General features: G+C 62.3%; 15 protein-coding genes and 1 pseudogene. 4 read left to right on the forward strand and 12 right to left on the reverse strand.

Annotated features, from left to right (window positions below):
* Window positions 1-52 precede the first annotated feature (52 nt).
* Window positions 53-859, reverse strand: a pseudogene (locus tag ACZZZU_RS04075) (UDP-2,3-diacylglucosamine diphosphatase); the annotation flags it as partial.
* Between the two features lie 140 nt (window positions 860-999).
* Here ACZZZU_RS04075 and ACZZZU_RS04080 point away from each other — a divergent pair.
* From ACZZZU_RS04080 to ACZZZU_RS04090, 3 genes are all read left to right on the forward strand, one after another.
* The gene (locus ACZZZU_RS04080) at window positions 1,000-1,749 is read left to right on the forward strand and encodes a helix-turn-helix transcriptional regulator (protein WP_463549839.1); all 750 of its coding nucleotides are present in this window, start codon (window positions 1,000-1,002) and stop codon (window positions 1,747-1,749) included.
* Between the two features lie 94 nt (window positions 1,750-1,843).
* A complete protein-coding gene (locus tag ACZZZU_RS04085; protein ID WP_463549840.1) occupies window positions 1,844-2,179 on the forward strand; it encodes a tRNA-binding protein in 336 nt (111 codons plus the stop codon).
* 102 nt (window positions 2,180-2,281) lie between these two features.
* Window positions 2,282-3,175, forward strand: coding sequence for a DMT family transporter (locus ACZZZU_RS04090; RefSeq protein WP_463549841.1), 894 nt, complete (start codon window positions 2,282-2,284; stop codon window positions 3,173-3,175).
* 4 nt (window positions 3,176-3,179) lie between these two features.
* Here ACZZZU_RS04090 and ACZZZU_RS04095 read toward each other — a convergent pair whose 3' ends face one another.
* From ACZZZU_RS04095 to ACZZZU_RS04115, 5 genes are all read right to left on the reverse strand, one after another.
* Complete coding sequence (locus ACZZZU_RS04095; RefSeq protein ID WP_463549842.1) at window positions 3,180-3,476, reverse strand: Rdx family protein; 297 nt, start codon at window positions 3,474-3,476, stop codon at window positions 3,180-3,182.
* A 69-nt stretch (window positions 3,477-3,545) separates the two neighbouring features.
* Window positions 3,546-5,702 carry a FimV/HubP family polar landmark protein gene (locus tag ACZZZU_RS04100; RefSeq protein ID WP_463549843.1) on the reverse strand — a complete coding sequence of 719 codons (2,157 nt, stop codon included), beginning with the start codon at window positions 5,700-5,702 and terminating at the stop codon, window positions 3,546-3,548.
* Window positions 5,703-6,037: 335 nt separating this feature from the next.
* The gene (locus tag ACZZZU_RS04105) at window positions 6,038-6,475 is read right to left on the reverse strand and encodes a MarR family transcriptional regulator (RefSeq protein WP_122498346.1); all 438 of its coding nucleotides are present in this window, start codon (window positions 6,473-6,475) and stop codon (window positions 6,038-6,040) included.
* Window positions 6,476-6,595: 120 nt separating this feature from the next.
* Window positions 6,596-7,606 (reverse strand): DUF2804 domain-containing protein, encoded by a 1,011-nt coding sequence (locus ACZZZU_RS04110; protein ID WP_463382551.1) that lies wholly within the window; start codon window positions 7,604-7,606, stop codon window positions 6,596-6,598.
* Between the two features lie 137 nt (window positions 7,607-7,743).
* Entirely contained in the window at window positions 7,744-7,872 is a 129-nt protein-coding gene (locus ACZZZU_RS04115; RefSeq protein ID WP_277423748.1) for a PA1414 family protein, read from the reverse strand.
* Window positions 7,873-8,223: 351 nt separating this feature from the next.
* Here ACZZZU_RS04115 and ACZZZU_RS04120 point away from each other — a divergent pair, with 351 nt between their 5' ends.
* A complete protein-coding gene (locus ACZZZU_RS04120) occupies window positions 8,224-9,330 on the forward strand; it encodes a DNA alkylation repair protein (protein WP_463549844.1) in 1,107 nt (368 codons plus the stop codon).
* On the opposite strand, the gene ACZZZU_RS04125 is transcribed toward ACZZZU_RS04120, so the two are convergent.
* From ACZZZU_RS04125 to ACZZZU_RS04150, 6 genes are all read right to left on the reverse strand, one after another.
* On the reverse strand, window positions 9,327-10,253 hold the full coding sequence (locus tag ACZZZU_RS04125; RefSeq protein ID WP_463382549.1) for a 5-oxoprolinase subunit C family protein: 927 nt from the start codon (window positions 10,251-10,253) through the stop codon (window positions 9,327-9,329). The genes ACZZZU_RS04120 and ACZZZU_RS04125 overlap by 4 nt on opposite strands.
* Window positions 10,250-10,954, reverse strand: a complete 705-nt coding sequence (locus tag ACZZZU_RS04130; protein WP_463549845.1) for a 5-oxoprolinase subunit B family protein — start codon at window positions 10,952-10,954, stop codon at window positions 10,250-10,252. Before ACZZZU_RS04130 ends, ACZZZU_RS04125 begins: the two co-directional genes overlap by 4 nt.
* Window positions 10,951-11,697 (reverse strand): 5-oxoprolinase subunit PxpA, encoded by a 747-nt coding sequence (locus ACZZZU_RS04135; RefSeq protein WP_463549846.1) that lies wholly within the window; start codon window positions 11,695-11,697, stop codon window positions 10,951-10,953. Before ACZZZU_RS04135 ends, ACZZZU_RS04130 begins: the two co-directional genes overlap by 4 nt.
* A gap of 220 nt (window positions 11,698-11,917) precedes the next feature.
* The gene (locus tag ACZZZU_RS04140) at window positions 11,918-13,015 is read right to left on the reverse strand and encodes an extracellular solute-binding protein (RefSeq protein WP_463549847.1); all 1,098 of its coding nucleotides are present in this window, start codon (window positions 13,013-13,015) and stop codon (window positions 11,918-11,920) included.
* Window positions 13,002-14,054: a histone deacetylase family protein gene (locus ACZZZU_RS04145; RefSeq protein WP_463549848.1), complete on the reverse strand. Its 1,053-nt coding sequence runs from the start codon at window positions 14,052-14,054 to the stop codon at window positions 13,002-13,004. The genes ACZZZU_RS04140 and ACZZZU_RS04145 overlap by 14 nt, the downstream gene beginning before the upstream one ends.
* A gap of 214 nt (window positions 14,055-14,268) precedes the next feature.
* Window positions 14,269-15,288: an AraC family transcriptional regulator gene (locus ACZZZU_RS04150; protein ID WP_463549849.1), complete on the reverse strand. Its 1,020-nt coding sequence runs from the start codon at window positions 15,286-15,288 to the stop codon at window positions 14,269-14,271.
* Window positions 15,289-15,291: the final 3 nt, after the last annotated feature.

A 15,291-nucleotide genomic window follows, 5' to 3' on the forward strand; every position in this document is an offset into this window, starting at 1 on the left:
CTGCGGGCGGATTTGCCAACGCGGCGCCCACAGCGGCTGCCACAACAGCGCCGGCGGCTTGCTCCTCAGCAGCCTGCTGCGCCTGACGGGCGTGGTCGTCGGCCAGACGATAGAGCTCGATGCTACCGTCCAGGTGTTCGATCAGCGCGGTGCAGCTTTCCACCCAGTCGCCACAGTTCATGTATTCCACGTCGCCCATCTGGCGGATTTCGGCATGGTGAATATGGCCGCACACCACGCCATTGAAGCCGCGCTTGTTGCACTCGTGGGCGATGGCTTCTTCGAAGTCGCTGATGAAGTTCACCGCCGATTTGACCTTGTGCTTCAGGTACGCCGACAGCGACCAGTAGCCATAGCCGTATTTGCGCCGCCAGTGGTTGAGCCAGCGGTTCAGGGTAAGGGTGAATTCGTAGGCGGAGTCGCCGAGAAAGGCCAGCCAGCGGTGGTAGCGGGTAATTACGTCGAACTGGTCGCCGTGGATCACCAGCAGGCGACGGCCATCGGCGGTGATGTGCTCGGCTTCGTCGACCAACTGAATATTTCCCAGAATCAGCTTGGAATAACGACGCAGGAATTCGTCGTGGTTGCCGGTGACGTACACCACTTCGGTGCCGCGCTTGCTCATGGTCAGCAGCCGGCGAATCACGTTGGTGTGGGCCTGAGGCCAGAAGATGCCGCTGCGCAGGCGCCAGCCGTCGATGATGTCGCCTACCAGGTAAACCTTGTCGGCCTGATAGCGTTTGAGAAACTGCGACAGGTGTTCGGCCTGGCAATCGCGCGTGCCCAAGTGCACGTCGGAAATCCACAGGGTACGTACACGTTGCTTACGGCTGGGTTTTACGAGCTGAGCGCTGCTCATGGGCGCGGCCTCCGGCAGGGTTTAATGGAGGTTGAAGGCTGCGGGTGACCTGCGTGTGACATGCCCAAGACAAACTGATGACAACGCTTCCCCCAAAGGTGCACATCGGTAAACTGCGTCTCTGTGCTGAGGAGCCCGCCATGCACTCGATTTTGTCCCTGCGCCATTACAGCGATGAGTTGATCGCCCATAGCCACAGCCACGCGCAAATTGTCTTCGGCCTTAACGGTCGCTTGGAATTCGAAGTGGAAGGCCACGGCAGCCTGCTGCGCGGCCAACAGCTGTTGGTGATTCCCAGCGGCTCCCACCACGCCTGCGAAAGCCGTGAAGGCAGCGATTGCATGGTGTTCGATGTGCCCGACAGCCACTGGCTGCGCAGCCGCCTCGGCGCCCATGCCGATAATGGCCAACGCCTGCTCGACCGCCCGCAAACGCTGACCCTCGGCGGCGCACAACAGCAGTTGGTGAATTGGCTGATCGCCAGCCCGATTGCCGACCCGGTCATCGCCCAGCAAGGTGCGGCGCTGCTACTAGCCAGCCTGGCCAGCGCGCCCTCCGCTTCGCCTGTTGCTGGCGAACTGCCGCTGGCGAGCCTTGATCGCTACATTGACCAGCATGCCGCGCACCCTTTGCAGGTCGCCGACCTGGCGCGCCTCAGCGGTTTGTCGGCAGCGCGCTTTCACGCCCGGTTTCTCCAACAAACCGGACAAACGCCGATGGACTACGTTCGCCAGCGTCGACTGCAACAGGGCATTGACCTACTTCGCGACACCGCGCTGCCAGTCGGCGAGGTGGCGCAGCGGGTTGGCTACAGCTCGCAAAGCGCCTTTACCGCCGCCCTCGCCCGGCATGTTGGCACCACGCCCCGGCAACTGCGGCACGCGCACTAACGGCGAGAGCCTGGCGACAATGGCCGCGAGTCTGGCGACAGACAGACTCCGGGGCGCTGCTTACACTGCGCCGATCAGTGTCTCCGGAGCCGCTATGAACACCATCGAATGGCAAGACTTTGAGCGCGTGGAGCTACGCGTCGGCACCATCTACCACGCCGAACCCAATGCCAAGGCACGCAAGCCGGCTTATGTGCTGCAAATCGATCTCGGCCCGCTCGGGCTGAAGACCTCCAGCGCACAAATTACCGACCACTACAGCGCCGAAAGCCTGATCGGAAAACAGGTGCTATGCGTGTGTAACTTCGCACCTAAATCCATCGCTGGCGTGCGCTCCGAGCTACTGGTGACCGGCGCGTATGACGGGGAAAATCGGGTAGTCTTGGCCAGCTTTGAGCATGCGTTGCCCAATGGTGCGCGGTTGGCATAGACGTAGGTGTAGGCGTAGGCGTAGGCGTTCAACATCCTGTAGGAGCGGTTGGGCGGCACTCCGATTCGCCGCGATGCTTTTGAATCAAATTTAAGGACCCCCATGAATCACCGCTCCGCCCTCACCGCTCTGCACTGCGGCGCCCTGATGTTTGGCTTTACCGGCGTGCTGGGCAAACTGGCGACCACCACACCCACCATGATCGTGTTCGGCCGCGCACTGTTTGCGGTGCTGGCCTTGGCGGTGTTTGCGGCGCTGATTGCGCGCATTCCCTGGCAGCGTTTACGCGCCAACGATTGGGCACGGCTGGCCTTGGGCGGCGTGTTGCTGGCCGGGCATTGGGTGAGCTTTTTTATCTCGGTGAAGGTGGCCGGCGTGGCCATCGCCACACTCGGTTTCACCAGCTTTCCAGCGCTGACGGTGATTCTCGAAGGCCTGATTTTCCGCGAGCGCATTCGCCGCAATGAGATTGTGCTGGTGTGCCTGGTGAGCATCGGTTTGGTGCTGGTCACACCTGATTTCAACTTGGCCAGCGGCGCCACCACCGGACTGCTGTGGGGCGTGCTCTCGGGCCTGCTGTTCGCCCTGTTGTCATTGGTTAACCGCGCCGGCTCCGGCAAGGTCGGCCCGGTGCAGTCGGCGTTGTGTCAGAACCTGGTCGTGGCGCTGTGTTTGCTGCCCTTCGCGGCAACGGAGCTGCCGAGTGTGTCGGCCATGAATTGGTTGTGGATTGCGCTGCTCGGCGTGTTCTGCACCGGCGTCGCCCATAGCTTGTTCGTTGCCAGTCTGGACGTACTCAAAGCTCGCACCGCCGCCGTGGTGTTCGCCCTGGAGCCGGTGTACGGCATCACCTTCGCCTGGCTGATTTTTTCCGAAACGCCGACGCTGCGCATGATGGGCGGCGGTGCGTTAATCATCTTCGCGATTTTCCTCTCCGCCCGCATGGGCGACGGCAAGCCGGTCGAGCCGGTGGACGCCCAACCCGCGCGGCCATGAGCGGCTAGTCCGCCGCTGGCGTGGCCCGGTCGTTATGGCCGAGGTCGCGATCGGGGTCGATCACATCGCGCACCCGCTGTTTCAGCACCTTGGCCTCGGGAAAGCCGCCATCGGCCTTGCGTTCCCAAATCTGCACGTCGCCACAGGTGATGCGGAAGACGCCGCCGGTACCCGGCTCAAGGCTGACCCTGGCCAAATCCTGGCCGAAGGTGGACAACAATTCCTGCGCCAACCAGGCGGCGCGCAGCAGCCATTGGCATTGCGTGCAGTAGGTGATGGTGACGTCGGCTTTACGGTCCATGGTGCACTCCTGAAAACATAAAAAAAGCCCGCGGGCTTAGAACACGCGGGCTATTTGTTAGGGCCTGGCTCAGGCGATTTTAGCCAGCAGCCTCGAGGCTTCGCGCTTCTGCTCTTCGTCGCCTTCGTTGACGAGTTCATTGAGGATGTCGCAGGCGCTTTCCAAGTGGCCCTGCTCGATATAAGCGAGGGCCTGATTGAACTTGGCCAGGTTATCGCGGCGCGAGTCCAGATGGTCAAGGTCCGCCAGCGGCTCATCCTCTTCAACCAGCGGTTGGCTGAGGTATTCGCCGTCGTCCACGCCCTTGCCGAACCAGCCCTCGTCATGGGTTTCTTCGACCACCATCGACGACTCGGCGAACGGGCTGTTCAAGTCCATTTTATCCAGCTCCGGTGCCGGATCATTGCTGGCTTTGTGCGCCGCTTCCGCTTTGTTGCGGGCGTTGGCAGAGAACGGGCTGATCAGGTCCCAGTCGGGGTCGAGGGAGAAGTCGTCGAGGTTGAACTGATCGTCTTCGGCCACCGGCTGGCTCACCAGCGGCTGCGGCTCGTCGAGCGCCAACACGGCGTCGTCGAACACGTCGGCAGCCGGTTCTTCGGCCAGCGGGCGTTCAAACATTTCCGGGTGGCGGGCTTTGAGCTGAGCGATGGGCGCGTCGGGGTAACCGGCGTCGAGCAGAATCTCTTCCTCGCGCTGGAAGCCACGGGCATCGCCCAGCTGAGCCAACACTTCAAGCAGGCGGAAGCGGATATCGCTGCGCTGCGGCTCTGCATCCAGGGCGCGGCGCAGGCTGGTGGCCGCTTCGCTGAAACGGCCATAGGCGATGTAGATGTTGGCCCCTTCCAGGGTGTCGGTCGGGCTGGCGGCACGCGCTTCGGTTGGGGCGACGGCGGCGCGTGGCTTGGCCACTACCGGCGCGGGGGCAACGGGTTCGCTGTCGTAATCGTCCAGGTCGAAGTCGTCGTCTTCATCCTGCGCTTGGCCTGCTGGGGCGACCACGATCACCGGCTGCGGCTCGGGCTCCTGACGCTTGCGGCGCCAGAACAGCACGCCGAGCAACGCCAGCAGCAGCGCGCCCACCAGGGCCCACAGCGCGCCGTACCAGGTGTTATCGGCAGGCTGTTGCGCAACCACGGGGGCTGATGGGCTGGCAGCGTTACTGTCCTGCACCGGCGTCGGCGACTGCTGGGCGCTGAGCTGGGCTTTGAGGTCGGCCAGCTGTTTGTCCTTGGCGGCGGATTGCTCCATCAACTGCTGCACTTGCAGCGTCAGCTCCGCCAGGCTTTGTTGCAGCTTGGTGTTCTCGTCGGCGCGCTGGGCCAGTTCGTTGTCCAGACGCCGCTGCATTTGCACGATCATTTCCGCTTGCGGGTCGAGCGGCGTGGTCGGCACGGGCAGCGGCTCGTCGTCTGGCGATACCACGCTGAGGGTCGGCGGCGCCTCGGCATCGCTGGCAGCGCCGACGTTGGAAGCCGGGCCAGACGCGTTAGCCGGGGTCGATGCAGTGGCCGTTGCGGGAGCCGTGTCCGGCAGCAGCAAGCTATCGCCTACTTGCAGGCGACTGGTGTCGTCGCCGGTGAATACCTTCGGGTTCAGCGCGTGGATTTCATCCATCAACTGCTGTTGCGACGCCTTGCTGCCTTGGGCGCGCAGCCGGGCGGTGATGGTCCACAGGTTGTCGCCTCGGGCCACCACATAGCGCTTGCCGAGTGCGGCCGGCGGCGGCGCGGTTTTTGGCTTCGCCGCAGCGGGTGCGCCAGCCGTGGAACGCGTGGCAGGTTTGGCTGAGGTCGCCGCTGGCGTAGCAGCCACTGCGTTATAGGCGGAGGAATTGGGTGGATCGAGCAACAGCGTGTATTCGCGGAACAACTGGCCGTTGGGCCGCGCCAATTCGACGATGAAATTCAGGTAGGGCTCGCGCACCGGCTTGCTCGACACCACGCGAATCACACTTTTGCCGCCACGTAGTAACGGCGTGAAGCGCAGGTCGTTGAGGAAGTAGATGCGGTCGACACCGGAACGGGCGAAAACGGCATCGGGCGCCAGGTGCACCTTCATGTCAGCGGCGCTGAGGTCGCCCACTTCCAGCAGTTCGATATCGGCTTCCAGGGGCTGGTTAAGCGCCGAATGCAAGGTGATGTCGCCCAAGCCCAAGGCTGACGCCAACCCCGAATACAAAACCGAGCCGGAGGCCAAGCCAAGTAATAAATGTCGAACCTGCACCATCGACGCCTCCCGGAAAGTACTGCTCCATGTTCACACCACAGCGCACCTATCGGCGCAGTTCCAACGTTGTGGTGCTAACAAAAGGTTTAGCAAAAGACTGAAGAAGGGAGAGACATCCATGTAAGCCCCTGCCTAAGAGTATGGTCACGATTCCTTTATTTGTGACGCAGTTATCCCGGCATTTGGCCATGATACGCAAAACAGGGGAAAAACAGTCAAATAAATGGCAAAGAAAAGATGCACTTAGCGACGTAGGACGCCAGTGTCAAAAGCCCTACAAAAGAGGTTTTGGCTACAGGGGAAAGCCATTGCAGCCCTCCCCGTTTGCGCCGGCCTTAACGCTTTTCGAGGTTACTGAGGATGCGCGCGTGAACTAACTGACAGCGGCGAAGTTCGTCTTCGTCGATGCCGTCAAACAACTCCTTACGCAGTTGCGTAGATATCGCCTCAATCTGCTCAATCAATGGCCGGGCCGAATCGTCGAGGCTGATCTTTTTCGCGCGGCGGTCTTCAACCACTGCCTGACGGCGCACCAAGCCCTGGGTTTCCAGGCTGTCGAGCAAACGCGCCAAAGTCGGGCCTTCTACCCCAACGCTTTGCGCCAACTCACGCTGAGTGGGCAATTCATCGCGGAAACGGGCCAGGTGCAGCAACACCAACCAGCGCGCCTGAGACAAACCCAGCCCGGCCAGACGGCGGTCCAACTCACCGCGCCACGAGCGCGACAGTTGGGCCAATTGCATACCAAAACGGTGTTGATCTGTGTGGGGCATAAGAAAACGCTCGTGGTCATAGCTAAAACTAATAATTAGCCAGCTAACCATAACCCTCGGTAAAGTGGAAGACGTTGAGTTGTAAGACATAGTCGCTTCGTGCAGGCGAAATTGTCGCAGTTACCACTTCACGTATTGGTCTTCAACAAAGCCCCACAGGTCATTGATTGCCAGTACTGGCCGACCTTTTGGCCGCAGCTCGCCTCGGAATTGTCCGAAAATTTGCTTGAAGTTACTGGCGATAATTCCCAAGTTCAGCCGCTCTTTATGCAGGCCGCGCGCTTCGAAATGCAGGTCGACCTGGCCGTCAAAGGACTTAATGCGCCAAGGCTTCATTGGGTCTTGCCGATCGAAGTCAAAACGCACGGTGTCGACCTTGATCAGTTCGCCGTCCAGCCAGAAACAGTTCTCGGTGAAGCTGGTTTCGTTCACCCCGCACGACAGATTCAACCCTACGCGCTGCGCCCTCGCCTGCCCCGACAGGCAGGCCCAATTCCAGCACGTTTCCGGGCGCATATAGCCGGCCGACCAATCGTGATGAGCAAAGGCGTCGATGGCGCCGAGGTCGAAATTGCCCAGCGCGCTGTTTACATTGCCCGCGCAGCGCACGCCCGCGACTTTTTGCGCATACACCCAGCCGTTGCTGGCCGTTGGAGTGTTCAGGCACATCGGTTGGAACGGCGGCTCGTGTTCGTTGAAACGCGCGTCTATGCGCGTGCCGTCATCCAGCTCAACCCACAGGCGTTTTTCGCTGCCACTGTTTTCCAGGCGCAGCAGATTTTTGCCGCTGTGCAGCTCACAAACGCCGTCATTGGGGTGTTGGGAAAATTGGCTGCCGATGCCCAGCGGCAACTTGAACTGGCGCTCGATCATGCGCCCGCTCGCTGGGTGGTACAGGTAGACGAAACCGATGCCGGCCAGGCTCAAGTTGGCGAGCGCGCAGCCGCCAATCAGCTGGTCGCTGATGACGCCGAAATATTGGAATTGGTGGAAGCGTCGCCACTTGGCCAAGGCGCCGAGACGGCGGCCCATCGGCGAGCGGAAGTCGAAGTCGCGGTAGTTAACCTCATCCACCGCGTGGGGAAAAATGCCGTAATGCGCTTGGCCATTGGCCTGAATCAGACGCTCCATCGAATGCACTGCTCCCCGGAAAAGTCCGAGGATGCTAGCACCGGCCAGAACGCCCAGGAGTCACGAAAAGCGCCACGCCGGGGGACATAATCGGCCAGCCCGGCGTTTACACGGCCAGGCTGGAATCGCAACGTCGATTAACGTCTGCGGCGCTGCGCAGCCATCCGGCGTTGCTGTTCCTCGGTTGGAATCGGGATGGGTTGCAGCCGGGCGGTGCCCAACAGGACGGACAGTTTCCAGGCCAAAGTACGCAGCCACATTTTCATCGTTTGTTCCTCTCTAAACAGCGAGTGGGCGGTCGCCTGTTAAGTGCGGCCGTCTCCTCGGAACTCAAGCCTAAACAGTCACGTTGGCTTATCAGGAAGTTTTTCAGAATCTGCTTACGTTTATAGCAGCCTATTCCGATGGATATCCGGTCCGATTGATTGATGGCAACGTCACGTTACTCTTTTGTAGTCCGCCACATCGGCCGGGCTACACGCTGAGAGTGGCACTAACACTGGCACCGCGCCACTTCCCAGGCCCTGTCGGAGCGGGAAAAGTAGCGCTTTGCCGATATACGGTATGTCCTACCCAGCCGGTAGACTTCCCTGACAGCAATCTTCCCCAGGTCAGCCATGAGCACCACGCAAACCAGCGCCCCCGCCCTCAAGGAAATTTTCAACCGCGACCGACTGCACCACATCGCCGAGCAAACCGCAGCGGTCTACCCGGCGTTCGACCGCAAACAATTCCTGACGCTGGCCACAGACGGCCTCGATAATTTGTCAGTGATGCAGCGCATGGCGCGGGTCAGTGACAGTTTGCACGCCACTCTGCCCGCCGACTTCGCCACGGCGCTGGGCCTTCTCAAAGAGCTGGCGCCGCGTTTGAACAGCGGCTTCGTGAGCATGTGCTTGCCGCAATACGTCGCCGTCTACGGGCGTGACCAGTTCGAACTGTCGATGCAGGCGCTCAAGTATTTCACCTGCTTCGGCTCGTCCGAATTCGCCATCCGCCATTTCTTGCTGCAAGACCTTGAGCGCAGCCTGGCGCTGATGAGCGACTGGGCGTTCGACAGCAACGAACACGTGCGCCGCCTCGCCAGCGAAGGCAGCCGCCCGCGTTTACCGTGGTCGTTCAGGCTGCCGCAAATGCAGGCCGAACCGTGGCGCGCCTGGCCGATTCTGCAGGCGCTGAACGACGACCCCAGCCTGTATGTGCGCAAATCGGTGGCCAACCATTTAAACGACATCAGCAAAGACCACCCCGACACGTTGCTCGACCAAATAGAAGCCTGGCCGCTGCACCAGCCGCGCACCGCCTGGATTGCCCGCCATGCCCTGCGCACGCTGATCAAGGCTGGCGACCGCCGCGCGCTGGCGGTGCTCGGTGCCGGCGAACCGGCGCAAGTGGCGTTGACCGCACTGAGCGTCAGCCCCGAAACCGTGCCGCTGGGCCACAGCATGACGTTGGCGTTCACGCTCACCTCCACGAGCGCGCAGTCCCAGCGCCTGGTGGTGGACTACGCCATCGACTACGTCAAAGCCTCCGGCAAAACCGCCAGCAAAGTGTTCAAGCTGAAAACCTTCGACTTGCCCGGCGGTGCCAGCGTGGTGTTGTCACGCGCGCAACAGATGCGCGAGCTGACTACGCGCAAACACTACATGGGGCATCACGCCGTGCACGTGCTGGTGAACGGCGAGCGCCTGGGAACCACCGGCTTCGATCTGGTACCGGCTTAAGCCGGGGTGCTCAAGCGTTTGAGCAGCTGCACGTATTCGCGCTCGGCAACGTGCTGGACAACCGGTTTGAAACGCACGCTGTCACCGGGTTGCGCTTGCGCCAGACGCGCCAGCGCCAGCGGTGTGAGCGCGCCTACGCGTGGATAGCCGCCGATGGTTTGCCGGTCGTTGAGCAGCACAATTGGCTGCCCGTCTGGCGGCACCTGAACGGCGCCCAGCGGGATGCCTTCGGAAATCAACCCAGCGCCTTGGTAGCCAAGCGTCGGGCCCAGCAAGCGAATGCCCATGCGGTCGGCGCGGGTGTCGAGGTGCCAGTTGGCATTGAATAAATCGAACAGCGCCTGGCCGCTGAACTCGCCCAGTTGCGCACCGAGCATCAGTTCCAGCGGCTGCTCCAGACTCAACACGGGAATGTGCTGTTCAGGCAACTGCCGAGGCGCCACGGTCGGCCCGTTCCACGTCAAGGTATCGCCACGGACCAGCGCCGTGCCGTCGCCATGCAACCCGCCAAATCCCTCGCGGCTCACCGTGCTGGCACTGCCGAGTGTCGGCGCGCAATCGAAGCCGCCCGGCGCCGCCAGGTAAGCGCGGATGCCCTGACGCGGCGTATTGAAGTGCAGCCGTTGCCCGGCGCGCACGCTGAAGCTGCGCCAAGGCGGCAACGGCTCGCCGTCCAGCGTGGCGCCCAGGTCGGCGCCGGTCAGGGCCAGGCAACCGTCGTGCTCCATCAGCACGGCAAAGCCGCCCAAGGTGACTTCCACCACCGCCGCGTTTAAGTCATTGCCCAGCAGCCAATTGGCCCAACGCATCGACAGCCAATCCGCCGCACCGCCCTGGGTTACGCCCAAATGACGAACGCCGAAGCGGCCGCCGTCCTGCAGCTGCACCAGCGGCGTGCTCTGTTCTACCGTTGCGTGGCTCATGGCAAGGCCTCAAGCGCCGTATCGTCGCCGCCCAAGCGCAGGAACTCGGCGCGCTCCACCGGCACAAACTGCACGCGGTCGCCAGGTTGCAACAGGCTGTAGCCGTCCAGGGCGCGATCAAACAGCGCCACCGGCGTGCGTCCCAGTACATTCCACCCGCCGGGCGACACCTGCGGATACGTCGCGGTCTGGCGCTCCGCCAACGCCACGCTGCCTCGGGGAACACGCGGCCGTGGCGTGTCCAGACGCGGCGCTGCCAGTTGCGGGTCGACCAGGCCCATGTAAGCGAAACCGGGCGCGAAACCGAGGGCGAATACGCGGTAGGCGTGACCGCTGTGCAGCGCAATAACCTGGCTGACCGACAGGCCACTGCGCCGCGCCAACCGCGTTAATTCCGGCCCGACCTGCGGGTCGTACCACACCGGCAACGCATGGCTGCGCCCGCTGTTTTCATCGGCCGGCTGCAAGTCGCGCAGGGCATCGTTAATCAATGTGCGGGCCTGGGCGCCGTCAATGCGCAGCACGTCGTAATGCAGCATTAACGTGGTGTACGAGGGCACCAGGTCGCTCAGCGAATCGCCAAACACCGCGCGCAAACGCTGGGCGGCGGCGATCAGCCAGGGCATGTGGGCTTCGTTGATGTCGTCGAAGAGCCGCAGCATCAGGCAATCGACCGCCACCGCTTCGACCTTTGGTTTCATACCGATTTCAACGCGTCCAACGACTCGCGAATACGCCGCACCGCCGCCACCGAGGCTGTGTTGTCGCCATGTACGCAAAGGCTGTCGACGTGCAATTGCAGAGCGCTGCCGTCGCTCGCCAGCAACGGTTTGCCCTGCGCCAGATCCAGCGCCTGGGCGACGATGCGCTCGGGGTCGTGGTGCACCGCGCCCGGCAGCTGGCGCGACACAAGATGGCCGGCGCCGTCGTAGGCGCGGTCGCTGAACGCTTCGAACCACAGCGGCACATCGAACTCAGCGGCCAGCGCCTCGGCCGCCGTGTTGTCGGCACGCGCCATGAGCATCAGGCGCAGGCCGTCGCCATAATTGGCCACGGCCTGGAATACCGCGCGCAGCAGCGCCGGGTTTTTCATCATGTCGTTGTACAGCGCACCGTGCGGTTTCACGTACTCCACCTGCCCGCCTTGCCCACGGCAGACGCCCGCCAATGCGCCGATCTGGTAGTGCAGCAGGTCGATGACTTCTTGCGAGGAACAGGCCATGGAGCGGCGACCGAAGCCGACCAGATCGGGGTACGCCGGGTGCGCGCCGATGCGCACCTTGTGCTCCAGCGCCAAGGCCACGGTGGCGCGCATGGTGCCGGGATCGCCGGCGTGGAAACCGCAGGCAATGTTGGCGCAATCGATAAAGGGCATGACCTCGGCGTCAAGGCCCATGGACCAGGCGCCGAAGCTTTCGCCCATGTCGCAGTTGAGTAGGACCACGGTTGGTTCCGGGTGGGATTGGGGAGGTTGAAGCGTGGCTTAGTGGGCGGGGTGGGATCAAGGGGCAGGTTAGATTCGGTTTGTGGAGCGAGCGGTGTTTCCTCCGAAATTCTGGATCCCCGCCTTCGCGAGGATGACGGAAGTTTTTGCATAGACCTCCGTCATCCTCGCGAACGCGGGGATCCAGAATGTTGCGTCGATCACCTATTCCAAAAGCCCCCTATTTGCCCGTCTTAACCTTCGTCCACGTCCGCGTCCGCAACCGTTCCAACGCCGGCGGCAGCATCTCCACGCTGTACAACTTCGCCTGCATCTCAGCCGACGGATACACGTTGGGGTTATTGCGCAGCGCCGGGCTGATCAAGTCGTCGGCGGCCTTGTTCGGGTTGGCGTAGGCCACGTAATCCGAAACTGGCGCCACCACGTCGGGGCGCAGCAGGTAGTTGATGAAGGCGTGTACCTCGTCGAGGTTCTGCGCGTCGCGGGGAATGGCGAGCACGTCGAACCAGGCAGCGGTGCCTTCTTTGGGGATGCGGTATTCGATCTTGATGCCGTTCTTCGCCTCCTCCGCCCGCGCCGCCGCTTGCATGGCGCCGCCCGACCAGGCCAGCGCTACGCAGATGTCGCCGTTGGCCAGGTCGGTGACGAACTTCGACGAGCTGAAGTAGGTAATCGACGGGCGCAGTTTGTTCAGGTGCGCTTCGGCCTTTTTGTAGTCTTCGGGGTTGTGGCTGTTGGGCGACAGGCCAAGGTATTGCAGCACTTCAGGAATCACTTCCGTCGGCGCATCCAGGTAGGCCACGCCGCACTGTTTGAGCTTGGCGAGAATTTCCGGGTTGAACAGCAAGTCCCACGAATCCAGCGGCGCGTCGTCGCCAAGAATGGCTTTGACCTTGTCGACGTTATAGGCGATGCCGTTGGTGCCCCACATGTACGGCACCACGTACTGGTTGCCGGGGTCTTTGGCGGCCAGCACCTTGAGCAATTCCGGGTTGAGGTTTTTCCAGTTCGGCAGCTTGCTCTTGTCGAGTTTCTGGAACACCTGCGCCTTCATGTAGTTGGGCAAGAAACTATCGCTGGGCACCACCAGGTCGTAGCCGGAATGGCCGGAAAGCAGTTTGGCTTCGAGCACTTCGTTGCTGTCGTAAACGTCGTACTTGGGTTCGATGCCGGTTTCCTGTTTGAAGCCTTTGAGGGTGTCCGGACCGATGTAGTCGAACCAGTTGTAGATTCGCACCACCGGCTCTGCCGCCATCAGTGTGGCGCTGGCCAGCAGGCTGGCACTGGCGACCAGGCTGAGCAATTTATTCCGGCGCATGGGCAGCCTCCTCTTCAAAACCTTGCAGCACGTTCACGGCATTCACGCCGATGGCGTCCACCGCATAACCGCCTTCCATCACAAACAACGTCGGCAGGCCGAGGGCGGCGATGCGCTTGCCCATGGTCAGGTAGTCCGGCGAGTCGAGTTTGAACTGGGAAATGGGGTCGTCTTTGTAGGTGTCTACGCCCAGGGAAACCACCAGCACGTCGGGTGCATAGGCGGCGATTTTCTCGCAGGCGTCGTCCAGCGCCGCGCTCCATTGCGCCCAGCCGCTGCCGAGCGCCAGCGGGTAGTTGTGGTTGCAGCCGGCGCCCTCGCCTTCGCCGGTTTCATCGGCGTTGCCGAGGAAGTACGGGTATTCGTCCAGCGGGTCGCCGTGGATGGAGGCGAACAGCACATCGCCGCGCTTGTAGAACAGCTCTTGCGTGCCGTTGCCGTGGTGGTAGTCGACGTCAAGAATCGCCACGCGCTTGACGCCCTGGTCGAGAAACGCCTGGCTGGCGATGGCGACGTTATTGAGGAAGCAGTAGCCGCCCATAAAGTCGCTACCCGCGTGATGGCCCGGCGGGCGGCACAGCGCAAAGGCGGTACGCGCGCCTTGGCGCATGTGGTCCTGGGCGGTGAGTGCAACTTGTGCGGAGCTGTAAATGGCTTGCCACGTTCCGGCGGTAATCGGCGCTTCGGTATCGAAGCAGTAATGCCCCAGCTCGCCGATCAGCGCGCGGGGAATCGGGCCGTCGCGGCGCAGGCGGCGACCGGGAAAGGTCGAGGGCAGCAGGTCGCAGCTGTGCCCTTCTGCCGCCCAGCGCGCCCAGGCGTTTTGTAGAAAAGTCAGGTAGGCCGCGTCGTGAACACGCGCTATCGGCGACAGGCCGAAATCCTTGGGCGCAATCACCTCACCTAACTGTTGCTGCTGCACCCGCGCCAGCACCGTGTCGGCACGGCTAGGCATTTCGAAACAGGGCTGCAGCTGGCCATCGACCAGTTCCGACTGGCCATGGTGAAGACGGTGATCGTCGCTGTACACGGTCAACATGGGCACTACCTCATCAGTGTTCTTGTGCCTTCATTGTGGGCACGCGACCGCGCTGGCGAGAACGCTGGCAGTGGCCAAAAGGGGATCGAAATGGCCAATCTGGTTGGCCGAATAAAGATCACAAGCTCGAGGCTGAAGCCTCTCCTACAGGACGGCTTCGGTTCCCTGTAGGAGAGGCTTTAGCCTCGATTCCTGGAAAAGAAAGCGCCCAGAACTACACGCGAAAATAACTCGGCGGCTGCCCGCTCCAGCGCTGGAACGCATGGCGTAACCCTGCGGTTTCGCTGAAGCCGAGCAATTCGGCGATGCGGTAGATGGGCAGATCGCCCTGTTGCAGCAGCTCTTTGGCGCGACTGAAGCGCAGCTCGTCGAGCAGTTGCTGGTAGCTGGTGTGTTGTTGCTGCAAATAGCGCCGCAGGCTGCGGGCCGAGCAGTTCATGTGCCGCGCCAGTTCGTCGAGATTCGGCGGTTGCTGCAAGCGCTCGGCCAGCAGCTCGCGCACACGCTCCAGCCAGGCGCGGCTGGCGGCCAGTTCGGCGTTCTGCCGGCGGCATTGGTCGAGCATTTCCTGGTGGGTGATCGGGTCGGCCAGCGGCAGCGCTGCATCAAGCCAGTGGGCCGCGAAACCGATGGCGTTACGCGGTTGGTCGAAGTGCAGCGCACAGGCAAAACAGTCGCGGTAGGCCTGACGCCGTTCAGGCGTGTCGCCGTAGTCAAACTGCACGGCCTCCAGCGGCAACGGCTGGCCGAGCAGGTCGGCGCACACCACGTTCAGCGAAGCCAGGCACAGCTCGACGTTGAACGGCCGCAGCGCTTCGTCTTCGCCATAACCGGTGGCCACCAACCAGGCGACGTCGCCTTCGCGCACCAGGCTGAGGTTGAAGTAAGTGCCCAGCAGCACCGGGTAACTCAGGCCAATGCGCAGCGCTTGCCCAAAGGTCGGCGCCGAAAGCAGCGCGTAACCGAGCAAACCATAGGCAGAAATACGGGTGCGCACGCCCAGTTGCAGGCCCAGTGCCGGCAGCGGACTTAGGCGCAGGGCGTTGGCGAACACCTGCTGTTCCTGGCTGGGCCCGATCAGGCGTTTCATGCCGCGCAGGTCGTCGGTGGAAATGCCGCTGCCCTCGAGCACGGTCTCGGCGGCGTGCCCGTGGGCCTGCAACAGGCTCACGGTGAGCGTCGACATATGCAGCGAGTTAAGCCACGAGGAGCGGGAGAAAATCGCCTCTGCCATGGG

It is taken from the genome of Pseudomonas sp. AC136, from assembly GCF_979258585.1.